Source organism: Actinomycetospora lemnae, from assembly GCF_028737315.1.
Classification (GTDB): domain Bacteria; phylum Actinomycetota; class Actinomycetes; order Mycobacteriales; family Pseudonocardiaceae; genus Actinomycetospora; species Actinomycetospora lemnae.
The window spans coordinates 216656-231405 of sequence record NZ_JAQZAO010000001.1 but is presented as its reverse complement, the minus strand read 5'-3'; the positions used below and the strand labels follow the sequence as shown (position 1 = coordinate 231405).

The following is a 14750-nucleotide window of genomic DNA, read 5'->3' as shown; positions in this document are numbered from 1 at the left end:
GTGCCGCTGAGACGTGTGGCCGTGCTCGGCGGCGGGCCCGGAGGCCTGTACGCCGCGCGGCTGCTGAAGCTCGCCCGGCCCGCGTGCGACGTCGTCGTGCACGAGCAGGGCGTGCCGGACCAGACGTTCGGGTTCGGGGTCGGGCTCGCCGCGCGGACCCAGCGCCGGCTCGCCGAGGCCGACCCCGCCTCGCTCGACGACATCCTCGCCACCGCGTGGTCGCACGACATGCGCATGCGCGTGGGCGAGTTCGAGGCCGGCATGAGCGTCTCCAGCCTCGTGGCGGTCGGCCGGGCCGACCTGCTGCGGGTGCTGCAGCGCCACGCCGAGGACGCCGGGGTGAAGCTCGAGTTCGGCACGCGGCGCGCCGCCGACGACCTCGACGCCGACCTGGTGATCGCCGCGGACGGGGTCGGGAGCGCCACGCGCGCCACCGGCGACTTCGGCGAGGACGTCGAGATCGGCACCGGCTGGTACCTCTGGGCCGGCGTCGACGTCGCGCTGCCGCACGCGCTGTTCGCGCCCGAGCGCACCGAGCACGGCGTGTACGTCACGCACGCCTACCCCTACGCGCCCGACCGCAGCACGTTCCTCGTCGAGACCGACGAGGCGACGTGGCGGGCGGCCGGGTTCGACCGGACGACGGCGGCGCTGCCGCCCGACGCGTCCGACGACGTCGCGCTCGACCACCTGTCCGACGTGTTCGCCCGGCACCTCGACGGCCACCGGCTGATCGGGAACCGCACCCGCTGGCTGCGCTTCCGCACGGTGCGGTGCGCGCGCTGGCACGACGGGCGGACCGTGCTCCTCGGGGACGCCGCCCACACCGCGCACTACTCCGTCGGCTCCGGGACGAAGCTCGCGATGGAGGACGCGATCGCGCTGGTCGCCGCCCTGCACGAGGCCGACGACCTGGAGTCCGCCCTGACCGCCTACGAGGCGGCCCGCCGGCCCGCCGTGACGCGCCTGCAGGACATCGCCGAGCGCTCGCGGCGCTGGTGGGAGTCGTTCCCCGAGCGCCTCGACTCGCCCGTGGAGCAGCTGCTGGTCGCCTACATGACGCGCGCCGGCAACGTGGCCCTCGACCGCTTCGCCGCCGGCACGCCGACGGTGGTGCGCGGGGCGCTCGCGCACTGGTCCGACGACCCCGCGCTCGCCGACGCCGTCACGCACCCGGAGACCATCCCCGACGAGGTCCTCGAGCAGCCCCTGCAGGCCGCCGGGCGGACGTTCTCCTCGCGGCTGGTCCCCGACGACCCGGCGGCGCTCGGCGCGGGCGTGTCCGTCGTCGACCTCGGCGCCGACACCCGGCCCGCGGGCCGGGAGTCCGACGTCGAGGCGGCGCTGGAGCGCGCCCTCGCGGCCGCCGCCGGCGCCGACGTCGTGTGGTTCACCGGCGCCGACGACCGCTCCAGCGTCCTGACGCGCCTCGAGGTCGCCGAACGGCTGCGGCGGCGCGCACCCGCGCTCGTCGTCGTCGCCGCGCCCACGACCTGCCGCGGCGACGTCGTCGACGGGCTCGTCAGCGACCGCCTGCACCTGGCCGCCCTGCGTGACCCGGAGGGGGACACGTGAGCACCACCCACCCAGGACCGACCCACCGGACCCGACCCACCCGGCGCTACGACGACCGCCGGGTGCCGTTCCCGCCGGAGGCCGTCGCCGCCTACCGCGACGCCGGGCTGTGGGGCACGCGGACCCTGGCCGACGAGTTCCGGGCGGCCGCGGAGCGCCACCCCGACCGCGACGCCGTCGTGGCCGCGGAGGGCCGGCTGACCTACGCCGCGCTCGACGCCGCCACCGACCGGATCGGTGCGGGCCTCGCCGGCCTCGGGCTGGCGCCCGGCGACCCGGTGCTCGTGCAGGTCACCAACCGGCTCGAGACCGTGCTCGCCTGGTACGCGCTGCTCAAGGCCGGTCTCGTGCCGGTCGCGACGCTCGCCGCGCACCGTGGCCACGAGATCGCCCACATCAGCTGGGCGGTCGGGGCGCGCGGGCACCTCGTCGAGCACGGGACGCATGGTCGATCCGGGGCAGGGACCGACCTCGTCGCGTTCGCCCTCGAGCAGGCCGACGGGCACCCGACGCTCGGACACGTCCTCGTGCTCGGGGCCCCGGCGGCCGCCGCGCTGCCGGCGGGGGCGGTGCGCCTCGAGGACCTCGGCGCCGACCTCGACCCGGCGACGGCGCGGGCGCGGGTCACGGCGATCCAGGAGGGCCTCGACGCCGACGACGTCGCCGTCTTTCAGCTCTCCGGCGGCACGACGGGCGTGCCGAAGCTGATCCCGCGCCAGCACGCCGAGTACTGGTACAACGCCCGCGCCTATGCCGAGGCCCTGGGCTGGACCGCCGACGACCGCGTCGGTCACCTCATCCCGGTGGTGCACAACGCCGGCATCTCGTGCGGCGTGCACGCCGTGGCGACCGTCGGGGCGTGCCTGGTGCTCACCGGCCACGACCTCGACACCGCGCTGCCGCTGCTCGCGGCCGAGCGCACGACGTCGGTGCTGTTCGGGCACGTGCACTACCGCGCGCCCGAGCACCCGGCCTATCCCGCGCTCGCGCGGCACCTGCGCATCGTCGTGCTGTCGGGCGCCAAGGTGTCCGAGGAGCTGTTCGCCGCGGTCGCCGCCGACGGGGCGTGGGTGGGCCAGCTGTTCGGGATGGCCGAGGGGCTCTTCCTCGTCACACCGCTCGACGGCTCGGCCGAGCTGCGGCGCACCACGGTCGGCGTGCCGGTCTCGCCGGCCGACGAGGTGGTGGTGCTCGCGCCGGGCACCGAGGACGAGGTCCCCGACGGCGAGGTCGGCGAGCTGTGCGCCCGCGGCCCGTACACGCTGCGCGGCTACTACGCGGCCGAGGAGCGCAATGCCGAGGCGTTCACGTCCACGGGCGCCTACCGCACGGGCGACCTGGCGGCGATCCGCGTCCTCGACGGCCACCGCGCGGTGTCGATCGAGGGCCGGATCAAGGACCTCATCAACCGGGGCGGCGAGAAGATCAACGCCGAGGAGGTCGAGCTCCTCCTGCTCGCGCACCCGCACGTCGTCGAGGCGGCGCTGGTCGCGATGCCCGACCCGCGGCTCGGCGAGCGGGGCTGCGCGTACCTCGTGACCGACGGGGTTCCGGTGACGCTCGAGGACGTCCGCGCGCACCTGCGCGGGCTCGGCGTCGCGACGTTCAAGTGGCCGGAACGGGTCGAGCTCGTCGCGGCCCTGGCGCGCACCCGCGTCGGGAAGCTCGACAAGAAGGCGATGGCGGCGGAGGTCGCCGGGAAGCTCCAGGAGGAGGGCGTGCTCGCGTGAGCCACCACCGGATCGGGCTGGTCGTGCCCAGCTCCAACGTCACCGTCGAGACCGAGATCCCGGCGCTGCTCGCGCGGCACCGCGACGCGACGTTCTCGTTCCACGGCAGCCGGATGCGCATGCACACGGTCTCGCCCGAGGAGCTCGCCGCGATGAACGACCAGCGCGGCCGCTGCGTGGACGAGCTCGCCGACGCCGGCGTCGACGCGCTGCTCTACGCGTGCCTCGTCGCGATCATGGCGCAGGGCCCGGGGGAGCACCGGCGCGTCGAGTCCGCCGTCGCCGACCAGCTGCACGGGCGCGACGTCGAGGCCGCCCTGGTCTCCAGTGCCGGGGCGCTGGTCGACGCGCTCGCGGCCCTCGGTGCCCGGCGGATCGCGCTGGTGACGCCCTACGTACGGCCGCTGGCCGAGCGGGTCGTCGCCTACCTCGAGGCCGAGGAGCTCGAGGTCGCCGACTGGGCGGCGCTCGAGGTCGCCGACAACGCCGAGGTCGGCTGCATCCCCGGCGACCGCGTCATGGCCGCGGCCCGCGGTCTGGACATCACCGACGTCGACGCGCTCGTCATCTCGGCGTGCGTGCAGATGCCCTCGCTGTCCCTGGTCGAGCGCGCGGAGCAGGAGCTCGGGCTGCCCGTGCTCTCCGCCGCCACCGCCGGCGCCTTCTGCCTGCTGCGGACCCTCGGCCTCGCCCCCGACCTCCCCGGCGCCGGGTCCCTCCTGCGCGCCGGCGCCACCACCGCCGCCCTCCACCCCTGAGGAGCCACCCGTGACCACCACCGCGTCCGACGCCGCGTCGTTCGACCCGCTCGCGCCCGGCCCCCTCGACGAGGTGCGCGCCGAGCTCGCCGAGGTCCGTGCCGGGTGCCCGGTGCACCGGGTCGCCCCGGGCCTGCACTTCGCGGGCCGGCACGAGGTGGTCCGGGAGGCCCTGCTCGACCACGGCACCTTCAGCAACCAGGGCAACTTCGTGCTCGAGGGCGACGGTGACGGCGAGCCGCCGCCGGCGCTGATCACCCAGAGCGACCCGCCGGAGCACACCGCCCTGCGCGCGCTGCTGCGTCCCGGCTTCGCGCGCCGGGCCATCACCGAGGCGGCGCCGTGGGTGCGGGCGTACGCCGACGAGCTGATCGACGCGCTCCCGCCCGGCAGCCCCGCGGACCTCGTCGGCCAGGTCGCCCTGCCGCTGACCGCCCGGGTCATCGCCCGCCTCGTCGGCGTCCCGGCGGAGGACTCCGACGAGCTCGCCCGGCTCTCGCTCGCGATCACCGCGATCCTGCCCGCGAGCTTCGTCGGCACCGACGAGTGGCGCCGCCTGGAGGAGTACTTCACCGCGGCCGCCCGCGCGCGCCGGGACGACGCCGACCCGCCCGACGACCTCATCACGCGCCTGGCCCGGGGGCGCGTGGACGGGCGCGAGCTCACCGACCAGGAGGTCGCCTTCCACTCCTGGCAGCTGTTCGTCGCCGGGCTGGAGAGCACGGCGTACACGATCGGCTCGACGCTGTGGCAGCTGCTGGTCGACCGTTCGCGGTGGGAGCGGCTGCTCGCCGACCGGACCCTCGTCGAGGGTGCGCGCGAGGAGGGGCTGCGGTACGGCTCGGCGATCCGCTGGGTCCTGCGCACGGTCACCACGGACACGCAGCTCGCCGGGGAGGCCCTGGGCGCGCAGGAGCGGCTCATCGTCGGCCTGGAGTCGGCGAACGGCGACGAGGCGGTGTTCGGGGCGGACGCGGGCACGTTCGTCCTGGACCGCCCGACCGCGCGGCGCCACTTCTCGTTCGGGCACGGCGTGCACCTGTGCCTGGGCGCCGAGCTCTCCCGCATCGAGATCTCGACCGTGCTCGACGCCCTGCTCGACCGGCTGCCCACGCTCGCGCTCGCCCCGGGTGCGACGTACGACGACGTCGCGAGCCCGATGTTCTGCGGCCCGCAGCGGGTGGACGTGGTCTGGTGAGCGCCGCCCCGGCGCGCGACGCCGTGGACGCGACCGCCGCGTGAGCCCGCCGCCGCCGTATCGTCGCCGGTCATGAGCTCGACCGGACCCGCAGCCCAGGGCCGGGCGTCGACCCGCCGCGAGCTGGTGGAGTCGCAGATCTACGAGCAGGCCACGCGCCTGTTCGCCGAGCGCGGCTTCGCGGGCACGAGCCTGCAGGACATCGCCGACGCCATGGGCATGACCCGGCCGGCGCTCTACTACTACGTCAGGAACAAGGACGAGCTCCTCGCGCGGCTGGTCACCGAGATCACCGAGGGCCCGGCCGACATGGTCGAGGAGATCGCCGCGCAGGACCTCGACGCCACCGCGAAGATCCGCGGGCTGGTCCGCCACCTCGCGGCGCGCCAGGCCGGGCACGCGGCGCGGTTCCGGCTCGTCATCCGCTCGGAGTCCGAGCTGCCCGGGGACCTCGCGCAGGCGCACGAGGTCGCCAAGCGCCGGGTGCTCGACGGTGTCGTGCGCGTCGTCGACCAGGGCGTGCGCAGCGGGGAGTTCCGGCCCGGGGACGTGCGCACCACCGCGCTCGCGCTCATCGGCATGTGCAACTGGATCGCCTGGTGGTTCCACCCCGGCGGCGCGCGCTCGGTCGACGAGGTCGCCGAGCAGATGGCCGAGATGGCGGTGGCGCTGGTCGCGCAGGCCGCCGACCGCCGTCCGGCGAGCCCGCGGCCCGACGACCCCGCCGCCGCGGTCGCCCTGCTGCGCCAGGACCTCGACTACCTCGAGCACGTCCTCAACGGTGGCTCATCGCCACCGTCGAAAGATTGACACTCGCGTCGACGGCGGCGTACCGTCGACGCCATGACGGACGCACCGCTCGAGCACAAGGTGCGCGGCGTGGACCACGCGGCGTTCCCCACCTTCGACCCCGCCGCCACGGTGCGCTTCTACCGTGACGTCCTCGGCTTCCCGGTCGTGCACTCGATCTGTGCCGCCGGGTGGGGCCCGGAGGACCACCCGGACTTCATCCACTTCTTCTTCGACATCGGCAACGACGACCGGATCGCGTTCTTCTACTACTTCGGGCTCGAGCGCCAGCACGAGCAGGCCCGCGGCGACGCCTACGCCGGGTTCGGCCCGGAGGTGCCGGAGTTCTTCGTCCGGTCGCGCCACCTGGCCATCCACGTCGACGACCAGGACGACCTGCTGGAGTACCGGCGCCGTCTCGACGCGTCGTCGTGGCCGGTGGAGATGCAGATCCAGCACGAGACCATCGAGTCGATCTACACCCACGACCCGAACGGCTACATGGTCGAGTTCACCCGCGCGATGCGGCCGGTGACGCCGCAGGAGGACCTCGACGCCAACCTCACCATCGACGCGCTGCTCGACGTCGTCGGCGAGCCGGAGCCGACCTTCGGCAAGCTCCTCGCGCGCAAGGCCGAGCTCATCGTCGAGCGCGCCGCCGACTGGGAGCTCGCCCAGGAGCGCACCCGGCAGCAGGAGCAGGAGCCGGCGCAGGGGGTGACGTCGTGACCGCCCTCTACGTCCTCGACGTCCCCGAGAACACCGGCGTCGCCAAGGTCGCGGCGGAGGACCCGGAGGTCACGGTCGGCCGCGTCGGGCCCTACTTCGAGATCACCGCCGACGGGTCGATCGTCGTCGACCGCCGCGCGACGGGCTGCCGGCACGCGGTCTGGTACTCGTGCGTCGCCGGGATCGCGGGCGGGCGCATCGTCCAGCACGACAAGGACGCGCTGCGCGTCGAGCCCGCATGAGCGCGCCGACGGCGGCGACCGAGGGCCTGGGCGCGGGACGCTACGTGGCGGCCGACGAGCGCCCGGCCGCGACCGTCACGAGCGTCCACGAGCTGACGACGTCGGACGGCGCCACGGTGCGCGGGGTGCTCGCGACCGTGCCGGGCGCGCGCACCGTGGTGTGCCTGATGCACCCGCGCCAGGACCTCACCCACCACGCGCTGGTGCCGCACCTGCTGCGCGCCGGGACGGCGGTGTGGACCCAGCACACCCGCTCGGTGAACAACGACCTGACGCTCGTGCACGAGCAGGCGCTGCTCGACGTCGCGGCGGGCATGGTCTTCCTGCGCGAGCGGGGGTTCGACGCGATCGTGCCGCTCGGGCACTCCGGGGGCGGCACCCTCTACGCGTTCTACCTCGAGCAGGCCGGCCTCGCGCCGGACCACCGGCTGGCCACCACCCCGGCGGGCCGGCCGACGACGCTCGCCGCCGCGAGCATGCCCGCCGTCGACGGCGTCGTGTTCCTGGCCCCGCACCCCGGGCAGGGGCGCCTGCTGCTGGGCTGCATCGACCCGTCGGTCGCCGACGAGCGCGACCCCCTGTCCGTCGTGCCCGACCTCGACCCGTTCCGGGCGGAGAACGGGTTCGTCGAGCCGCCGCGCAGCGCGTCGTACGCCCCGGCCTTCCTGGAGCGCTACCGCGCCGCCCAGCGCGACCGCGTCGCGCGCATCGACGCCGTCGCGCGCGAGCACGTCGCCCGGGTCGCGGAGGCGCGCGCCGCGCACCGGGCCTCCGGCGACCCCGCCGACCGGCGCCGCGCGCTCGCCCCGCACGTCATCACGGTGTTCCGCACCGACGCCGACCCCCGCACGGTCGACCTCTCGCTCGACCCCAGCGAGCGGCCCTACGGCTCGCTGTTCGGCGCGCGGCCCGACCTCATCAACTACGGGCAGGTCGGCTTCGGGCGGCTGACGACCCCCGAGGCGTGGCTCTCGACGTGGTCCGGGCTCTCGACGAACGCCGACTTCGTCCGCTGCGCGCCGGGCGTCACCGTGCCGACCCTGTTCGTCGAGCTCACCGGCGACCAGGCGGCGTTCCCGTCGGACACCCGCGCGATGGTCGGCGCGCTCGGTGCCGCCGACCGCACCCACGTCACCGTGCGCGGGACCCACTTCGGCGGCGCCATCGCCGCCGGCGAACCGACGGGCAACGAGCTCGCCGCGGAGCAGATCGCGGCGTGGCTGCGCGAGCGCCACGAGCTCGCGCCCCCGCGGGACTGACCGGGCTCAGTCGTCCCGGCCGGGGTCGTCGCGCAGCGACTGCAGCGCCAGGGTGAACCGCACCGCGGCGGCCTCGACGTCACTGCTGCGACGACCGAGCGAGGCGTGCCCGGCGAGCGCGGCGAGCTGCACGAGGGCGGCGAGCTCGTCGACGACGTCGTCCGCCTCCTCGGGTCCCGGGCCGTCGCCGGTGAGCAGGGCCTTGAGCTCGGTGGCGGCGGCGCGGACCCGTGCGACGGCGGGGCCACCACGCCGGCCATCAGCCGTGTGGTGCGGGATCCCGCGGTCTCCTGTCGCATCCATGGTCCTCCCGCTCGACGGGGATCGCGGGCTGGACCGGTCAACCGGCGTCGAGGCCGTGTACCCCGCCCTCGGCCGGGTGACGCGTGAGGCGTCGGCGCGAGGGCGGCCGCCCACCGGACCCGGACGCACGACCGCCCCGGCGCGTGGCACGCGCCGGGGCGGTCGGGTCAGGAGGGACGAGGGTCAGCGCCGGGGCGTGCCCCCGGGCGGGGTGCCGGGCGTGACGGGCTCGGTCGCGCCGGGCCCGTAGGCGTCACCGGGACCGTAGGGGTCGCCGGGACGGGTGGCCGGGCCGGCGCTGCCGGGCTGGCTCGGCCCGGCTCCCGGGGCGCCCGCGTAGGGGTCGTTGCCCGGGACCGGCGTGCCGTTGGGCGGCGTCGGGGCCCCGGCGGGGGCGTTCCCCCGGCCGTCGTCCTGCAGCCCGCTCGGGGCGTGCGCCCGGGCGTCGGCCTCAGCCCGCTGGCGGCCGACCTGCATGTCCTGGCGGACCTGGTCGGACTGCTGCTGGGCGCGGCGGTAGCCGGAGTTGATGAGGTCGGCGGCCGCGTCGCGCCCGCCGAGACCGAAGGCCAGCGCCGACCCGAGCGCCACCGCGCCGATCAGCGCGATGTAGGTGGCGGTGACGATCGTCTCGGCGATGCCGAGCTGGTTGAGGATCATGAAGACGGCGATCGCCATGACCAGCGTGGGGGCGGCGCTGCGCGCGACGCGGCCGGTCGGGGTCTCGCCCATCGTGCGGTGCACCAGCCCACCGACGGCGGCGGCGATCGCGGCGGCGACCAGGAAGATCAGCACCGCGGCGAGCACGTTCGGCAGGTACGACAGGACCAGGCTCACGAACCCGGTGACCGCGGGGATGTTCAGCGTCCCGACCGCCGTGACGATCACGAACACGAGCAGGACCCACTGCACGACCAGCCCGACGAGCTTCGAGGGGCTGCCGTCGGGGGAGAAGCGGGCGACGTACTCACCGCCACGGCCGTGGGTCAGGCGCTCGTCGAGGCGCACGCGGCGCAGCAGCTTGGTGATCCCGGCCCGGATGAGGCGGGCGATGATGTAGCCGATGAGCAGGACCAGCAGGGCCCCGATCACGTTCGGTACGTAGTTCAGCAGGGTGGTGAACGCGTTCTGCAGGCTCTGCAGCACGTTGAACCCACCCCCGCTCGGCGGCGCAGGGTTCATGGCTCGACTCCTCGTCCGTCGACGTCGTTCGCCGACTCACTCCGTGGTGCGCGGCCGTGGTGCCCGATCGGTGACGGACAGAACCACGCCATCACCCGATCGGCCGTCGCGGTGCTCGCGAGCCGGGTCTCCCCACCCGGGCCGGTGATTCCGGCGACGACGCTCCGGGTACCAGCCGCGCCTGCCGTCCAGCGAGGAGGTCGCCGTGGGTGTCGCCACCCGACTGCTGTCCGCCGTGCTCGTCGCCCGCGCGGTCGTGCGGGGTCCCGACGAGACCCGGCCCCGCACCCGACCGCGGACCGCGACGACCACCGCCGCTCCGGGCGTCCCCGGGGGCCGCGCGTCCTCGCCGCAGCAGGTGCCGCCGCGCGGGTGGTGGCAGATCGTGCGCCGCGCGTTCAAGGAGAGCAGCACCGACAACGTGAGCATGCTCGCGGGCGGCGTCGCGTTCTTCGGGTTCCTGGCGATCATCCCGGCGCTCATCGCCCTGGTGTCGCTCTACGGGCTCGTGGCCGACCCGGCGCAGGTGGCGGCCACCATCGAGAGCCTGTCGCAGGCGCTGCCGGCCAGCGCCCAGAGCCTCGTCACCGACCAGATCGGCGCGGTGGTCAACGCCGGGACCGGGAGCCTGACCACCGGCCTCGTCATCTCGATCCTCGCCGCCCTGTTCAGCGCGTCGAGCGGGACGCAGAACCTCATGGCGGCGATCAACATCGCCTACGACGAGACCGAGGGCCGCGGCGCGGTGAAGCTGCGCGCCATCGCGCTCGCCCTCACGCTCGGCGCGATCGTCTTCATCGTGGTCGCGGTCGCCCTCGTGGCCGTCGCCCCGGTGCTGCTCGACGCCCTCGGCACCGCGGGTCGGATCCTCGCGCAGATCGTGCGCTGGGTGCTGCTGGTCGTGCTCGTCGTCGCGGGTCTCGCCGTGGCCTACCGGATCGCGCCCGACCGGGACGCCCCGCGCATGCGCTGGGTGACGCCGGGCTCGCTGTTCGCGACCGTGCTGTGGGTCGTCGGCAGCGTCGCCTTCAGCTTCTACGTCGACAACTTCGGCAGCTACAACAAGACCTACGGCACCCTCGCCGGCATCGTCGTGTTCCTGCTGTGGCTCTACCTGACCGCCTACATCGTGCTGCTCGGCGCCGAGATCAACTCCGAGGCGGAGTACCAGACCGAGCAGGACACGACGAAGGGCCCGCCGCAGCCGATGGGCACCCGCGGCGCGGCGAAGGCCGACGACGCCGTGGACGCCTGACGGGCCCGACCGGCGTCACCGACGGGGCCGCCGGCGCGCCCGGCCGCCCGGGCGCGCCGCGGACACCGGTCGCGCCGGGGTCCGGCCGGCGTGGACACGGCGGCGGGGACGGCTCCGGTCGTCGCGGCGGTGGGCGCCGAGGTGGGGGTGGTGGGGGCGGCGCCGCGACCCGACCTCGGCGATCGTGGTGAGCACGGCGGTGCGGGCGGTCCACCAGCCCCGGCTGACCCACCACCCGGCGCCGACGGTGCGCCAGAGCAGGCCGGCGAGCAGACGGGGCACGTGCCGCACGGGGGCCGGGCGGCGCGGGACGAGGCGGCTCACGACGCGCGCGCCGGCAGCACGCAGAACTCGTTGCCCTCGGGGTCGGCGAGCACGACCCACGGGTGGTCGGGCGCCTCGTCGAGCACCCGCGCCCCGAGACCCACCAGACGCTCCACCTCGGCGCGCTGCTCCCCGGGCGCGGCGAGGTCGAGGTGCATCCGGTTCTTGCCCGCCGTCGGCGTCGCGACGGCCTGGAACAGCAGCACGACGTCGCCGACGAGGCCGACCTCGACGTACGCGGTGCCGTGCGCGTCGTGCCAGCGGCGCACGACCGACGACCCGAGGACCCCGCACCAGAACCACGCGAGCACCTCGGGGTCGCGGGCGTCGACGGCCACGGCGATCGGCTGGGCACGGCGAGGTGTCATGGCCTCTCCAGGCTATCGGGGCCGGACCGCGCGGCGGGCGGGCCCGGCGGATGGGTGGCGTCACGTCCGCGGGGTGCGGCGCCCGACCCGGTGGGGTGACGCCCCGTAACGTCCGGTCCGTGGCCGACGAGACACCGGCGAGCAGGTGATCAGTCGGGGGAGACGAGCGATGACGCAGCAGCACCCGCCGCCGTACCGGCCCGGGCCGCCGGCCCAGCCGGGACCGCAGCCGTACGCGCAGCCGGCGTACGGCGAGTCCCCGTACGGCCGGTCCCCGTACGGGCAGCCGGCCCCCGGGTACCCGTCGCCGTACGGGTCGGCCGGGTACTACGGGCCCCCGCCCGTCGTGCCCCAGCCGACCAACGGCCTGGCGACCGGTGGCTTCGTCGTCGCGCTCGTCGGTGCCGTGCTGGCGCTCGTGCCGTTCGTCGGGATCGTGGCGTGGGTGATCAGCCCGGTGGGGCTGGTGCTGTCGATCGTGGCCCAGGCGGCCGCGATCCGGCGCGGCGGCGTCGGCCGCGGTCTCGCGAACGCCGGTATCGTGCTGGGCGCGGTCGGCCTGCTCATCTGCGTGCTCTGGGTGTCCGCCTTCGCCTCCGCCACGAGCACCCCGTCGACGTCCGGCACCGGCTCGACCGCGCCGACGTACTCCTCCGCGCCGTCCTCGGCGAGTGCTCCCGCGCCGGCCGTCCCGGCCGGCAGCTTCGGGCAGGGCACCTACACCGTCGGCGGCGAGATCGCGCCCGGCCGCTACCGCACCGCCGGCGCGCCCGCGGACAGCCTCTTCCCGTTCTGCGCCGCCTATCGCAAGCAGGCCGACGGCACCCCCATCGGCATCCCGGAGACCACGAACGAGGGTCCCGCCTACATCACCGTGCGCGCGAGCGACGGCCTCGTCGAGTTCAGCGGCGACTGCGTCTGGTCGCCCGCGTCGTAGGACCCCGTCAGCGACGGCGGAACGACGGGTAGCCCGCCGCGGCCTCCGCCGCGCAGCGCGCCAGGTAGTCGCCGACCCCGTCGACCGACGCGGGCCCGGAGCCGACCGCCTCGAGCGTCGTGCACCCCGCCGCGTCGAGGTCCCCGACCGCGCGGGCGATCCACGCGGCCTGGTGCTCGCGGACCGTCGTCATCACCGCGTGCCGCGACGTGGGGGCGGGCGGGGCGGCGGTGGTGAGGAGGTTCGGGAAGCCGGGCGTGGCGAGCCCCAGCAGTGATGTCTCCGGGTCCAGCGGGCGCCCGTCGCGCCCCCGCACGTCGATGCCGCCCAGCGCGGGCGGGCCCGCGTCGGGCTCCTCGGTGAGCACGAGGACGTCGAGCTCGTGGACGGCCCCCGACACCAGCGCGACACCCTCCGGGCGCACGGCCGCGACCGGGTCGCGGCGCAGGTCGACGACGTCGACGTCCGGGCGCGTGCACGCCTCGAGGTAGCCGTCGTCGAGGGCGACCGGGCCGGCGGCGACGCCGTGGTCGTCGGGCACGAGCGCCGTGACGAGCCGCGGGTCGCCGAGGCGGACGACCATGGCGTCGCGGACGACGGCGGTGACCTCGGCGTCCACCGCGGGATCGGTGCCCAGCCCGGTGAGGCCGTCGAGCCACAGCCGCCGGGAGCCGTCGCGCAGCAGGCCCTCGAGCAGGCCCCGGCGCTGCGCCGGGTCGAGGTCGGCGGGGCGGTGACGGGGTGCGTAGCGGTCCCCGGTCGCGGTGGTCGGCAGCGTCGTGCGCAGCTCGGCGAACCGCGCGCGGTAGGCGTCGCGCTCCGCCCAGCCGTAGACGGGGTTCGACCGCGCCACGACCCACACCGGCGCCCGCGAGAGCACCGTCACGTGCGCGGTGTCGCGGGCGATCCACGGCACGAGCTGCACGCCGGCCGTGCCCGGACCGACGACGCCGACGCGCCGTCCGGCGAGGTCGTGGCGGCCCTCCGGCCAGTGCGAGGTGCGCAGCACGGTGCCGGCGAAGTCCCCGGTCGCGAGGTCGGCGGCCGGCCCGGGGAGCAGGCCGGTGCACGCGACCACGAACCGCGTGTCGACGGTCTCGCCGCGGTCGGTGCGCACCGTCCAGCGCCCGTGGGCCTCGTCGAGGTGGGCGCTGACGACGCGGGTGGCGAGGGCCAGGTCACGGCGCAGGTCCAGCCGGTCGGCGACGAAGCGCAGCCAGCGCAGCACCTCGTAGCCCGCGGGGTACCGCTCGCTCCAGCCCCAGTCGCGGTAGAGCGCCTCGGAGAAGGAGTACTGGTACGCGGCGCCCTCGGTGTCGAGGTGCGACCCGGGGTAGCCGTGCCACCACCACGCCCCGCCGACGTCCTCGGCGGCGTCGTAGGCCCGGACGCGCAGGCCCTGCTCGCGCAGCAGGTGGAGCGCGGCGAGGCCGCCGACCCCCGCCCCGATGACGAGGGCGTCGAGCTCCCGGTCGACCACGGCCGCCCCCTCTGCGGAAGTCCCGATCAGGGATTCTGCGCGTGCGGGAGCTGATCGTCGATCGCCGCGGTGGTGTCCACCGGCAGGTGCGGCACCGGGGGCGGCGTGGCCGGGCGCATGCGTTCGACGAAGGCGTCGAACGCCGCGAGCTTCCCGGCGTCGTGCGCCCGGCCACGAGCCTCGAGGCGCCGCCAGAGCGTCGACGGGTCGCACGACACCCAGATCAGGTGCACGGGCTCGCCGCCGAGCTCCTCGACCCACGCCCGCCACCGCGCGGGGTCGCGGATCTGTCCGGTGAAGGGCGCGCACAGCACCACCGGGCAGCCCCGCGCGCGGACCTCCCGGGCGACCGCGGTCATGCCCGCGTACTCGTGGACCTTGACGTGCTCGTCGTACCAGGGGCCCTCGCGCTCGCCGTCCGGCCGCCCGGCGGCCGCGAGCGTCGCCGCGACGAACCCGCCGTACATCGTGTCCTTGTCGAGCAGGGCCGGGGGCGGCGAGAGCAGGTCGATCAACCGGTCGGCCACCGTGCTCTTGCCCGCGCCGGGGGCACCCGCGACGACGTACACCTCCGCGCGCACCGGCACACCGTCGCACGAGGCGACGCCTGCGGCCCGCCTG

16 protein-coding genes are annotated in these 14750 nt (G+C 75.7%); 10 read left to right on the top strand and 6 right to left on the bottom strand.

What is annotated here, in order from left to right:
- The 8 genes from PGB27_RS01100 (at position 1) to PGB27_RS01065 (ending at position 8280) form a co-directional block, all read left to right on the top strand.
- Positions 1-1575, top strand: a complete 1575-nt coding sequence (locus PGB27_RS01100) for an FAD-dependent monooxygenase (RefSeq protein ID WP_274198484.1) — start codon at positions 1-3, stop codon at positions 1573-1575.
- Positions 1572-3305, top strand: a complete 1734-nt coding sequence (locus PGB27_RS01095) for a (2,3-dihydroxybenzoyl)adenylate synthase (protein WP_274198483.1) — start codon at positions 1572-1574, stop codon at positions 3303-3305. The genes PGB27_RS01100 and PGB27_RS01095 overlap by 4 nt, the downstream gene beginning before the upstream one ends.
- A complete protein-coding gene (locus PGB27_RS01090) occupies positions 3302-4063 on the top strand; it encodes a maleate cis-trans isomerase family protein (RefSeq protein WP_274198482.1) in 762 nt (253 codons plus the stop codon). The genes PGB27_RS01095 and PGB27_RS01090 overlap by 4 nt, the downstream gene beginning before the upstream one ends.
- Before the next feature lie 10 nt (positions 4064-4073).
- A complete protein-coding gene (locus tag PGB27_RS01085; RefSeq protein WP_274198481.1) occupies positions 4074-5261 on the top strand; it encodes a cytochrome P450 in 1188 nt (395 codons plus the stop codon).
- 72 nt (positions 5262-5333) lie between these two features.
- Complete coding sequence (locus PGB27_RS01080; RefSeq protein WP_274198480.1) at positions 5334-6071, top strand: TetR/AcrR family transcriptional regulator; 738 nt, start codon at positions 5334-5336, stop codon at positions 6069-6071.
- A gap of 33 nt (positions 6072-6104) precedes the next feature.
- Complete coding sequence (locus PGB27_RS01075; protein ID WP_274198479.1) at positions 6105-6779, top strand: VOC family protein; 675 nt, start codon at positions 6105-6107, stop codon at positions 6777-6779.
- Complete coding sequence (locus PGB27_RS01070) at positions 6776-7021, top strand: hypothetical protein (protein ID WP_274198478.1); 246 nt, start codon at positions 6776-6778, stop codon at positions 7019-7021. The genes PGB27_RS01075 and PGB27_RS01070 overlap by 4 nt, the downstream gene beginning before the upstream one ends.
- Positions 7018-8280: an alpha/beta fold hydrolase gene (locus tag PGB27_RS01065; protein WP_274198477.1), complete on the top strand. Its 1263-nt coding sequence runs from the start codon at positions 7018-7020 to the stop codon at positions 8278-8280. Before PGB27_RS01070 ends, PGB27_RS01065 begins: the two co-directional genes overlap by 4 nt.
- Before the next feature lie 6 nt (positions 8281-8286).
- On the opposite strand, the gene PGB27_RS01060 is transcribed toward PGB27_RS01065, so the two are convergent.
- Together PGB27_RS01060 and PGB27_RS01055 are read right to left on the bottom strand one after the other, a co-directional pair.
- A complete protein-coding gene (locus PGB27_RS01060) occupies positions 8287-8583 on the bottom strand; it encodes a hypothetical protein (protein ID WP_274198476.1) in 297 nt (98 codons plus the stop codon).
- Positions 8584-8766: 183 nt separating this feature from the next.
- Complete coding sequence (locus tag PGB27_RS01055) at positions 8767-9765, bottom strand: mechanosensitive ion channel family protein (RefSeq protein WP_274198475.1); 999 nt, start codon at positions 9763-9765, stop codon at positions 8767-8769.
- Between the two features lie 205 nt (positions 9766-9970).
- Between PGB27_RS01055 and PGB27_RS01050 the strand changes: the two genes are divergently transcribed.
- On the top strand, positions 9971-11020 hold the full coding sequence (locus tag PGB27_RS01050; RefSeq protein WP_274198474.1) for a YihY/virulence factor BrkB family protein: 1050 nt from the start codon (positions 9971-9973) through the stop codon (positions 11018-11020).
- A gap of 15 nt (positions 11021-11035) precedes the next feature.
- Here PGB27_RS01050 and PGB27_RS01045 read toward each other — a convergent pair whose 3' ends face one another.
- Both PGB27_RS01045 and PGB27_RS01040 read right to left on the bottom strand, forming a co-directional pair.
- Positions 11036-11302 (bottom strand): hypothetical protein, encoded by a 267-nt coding sequence (locus PGB27_RS01045; RefSeq protein WP_274198473.1) that lies wholly within the window; start codon positions 11300-11302, stop codon positions 11036-11038.
- 38 nt (positions 11303-11340) lie between these two features.
- Positions 11341-11712, bottom strand: a complete 372-nt coding sequence (locus tag PGB27_RS01040) for a VOC family protein (RefSeq protein WP_274198472.1) — start codon at positions 11710-11712, stop codon at positions 11341-11343.
- A gap of 169 nt (positions 11713-11881) precedes the next feature.
- Between PGB27_RS01040 and PGB27_RS01035 the strand changes: the two genes are divergently transcribed.
- Positions 11882-12649, top strand: a complete 768-nt coding sequence (locus tag PGB27_RS01035; RefSeq protein WP_274198471.1) for a DUF4190 domain-containing protein — start codon at positions 11882-11884, stop codon at positions 12647-12649.
- A gap of 7 nt (positions 12650-12656) precedes the next feature.
- Here the strand turns inward: PGB27_RS01035 and PGB27_RS01030 are convergent, their stop codons facing one another.
- On the bottom strand, positions 12657-14129 hold the full coding sequence (locus PGB27_RS01030) for a flavin-containing monooxygenase (protein ID WP_274198470.1): 1473 nt from the start codon (positions 14127-14129) through the stop codon (positions 12657-12659).
- A 26-nt stretch (positions 14130-14155) separates the two neighbouring features.
- Positions 14156-14710: an AAA family ATPase gene (locus PGB27_RS01025; RefSeq protein WP_274198469.1), complete on the bottom strand. Its 555-nt coding sequence runs from the start codon at positions 14708-14710 to the stop codon at positions 14156-14158.
- Positions 14711-14750: the final 40 nt, after the last annotated feature.

Excerpts from the sequence above, each read along its gene's own strand:
- PGB27_RS01080 (WP_274198480.1), top strand. The coding sequence starts at position 5,334 with ATGAGCTCGACCGGACCCGCAGCCCAGGGCCGGGCGTCGACCCGCCGC.
- PGB27_RS01075 (WP_274198479.1), top strand. The coding sequence starts at position 6,105 with ATGACGGACGCACCGCTCGAGCACAAGGTGCGCGGCGTGGACCACGCG.
- PGB27_RS01065 (WP_274198477.1), top strand. The coding sequence starts at position 7,018 with ATGAGCGCGCCGACGGCGGCGACCGAGGGCCTGGGCGCGGGACGCTAC.
- PGB27_RS01060 (WP_274198476.1), bottom strand. The coding sequence starts at position 8,583 with ATGGATGCGACAGGAGACCGCGGGATCCCGCACCACACGGCTGATGGC.
- PGB27_RS01055 (WP_274198475.1), bottom strand. The coding sequence starts at position 9,765 with ATGAACCCTGCGCCGCCGAGCGGGGGTGGGTTCAACGTGCTGCAGAGC.
- PGB27_RS01040 (WP_274198472.1), bottom strand. The coding sequence starts at position 11,712 with ATGACACCTCGCCGTGCCCAGCCGATCGCCGTGGCCGTCGACGCCCGC.
- PGB27_RS01035 (WP_274198471.1), top strand. The coding sequence starts at position 11,882 with ATGACGCAGCAGCACCCGCCGCCGTACCGGCCCGGGCCGCCGGCCCAG.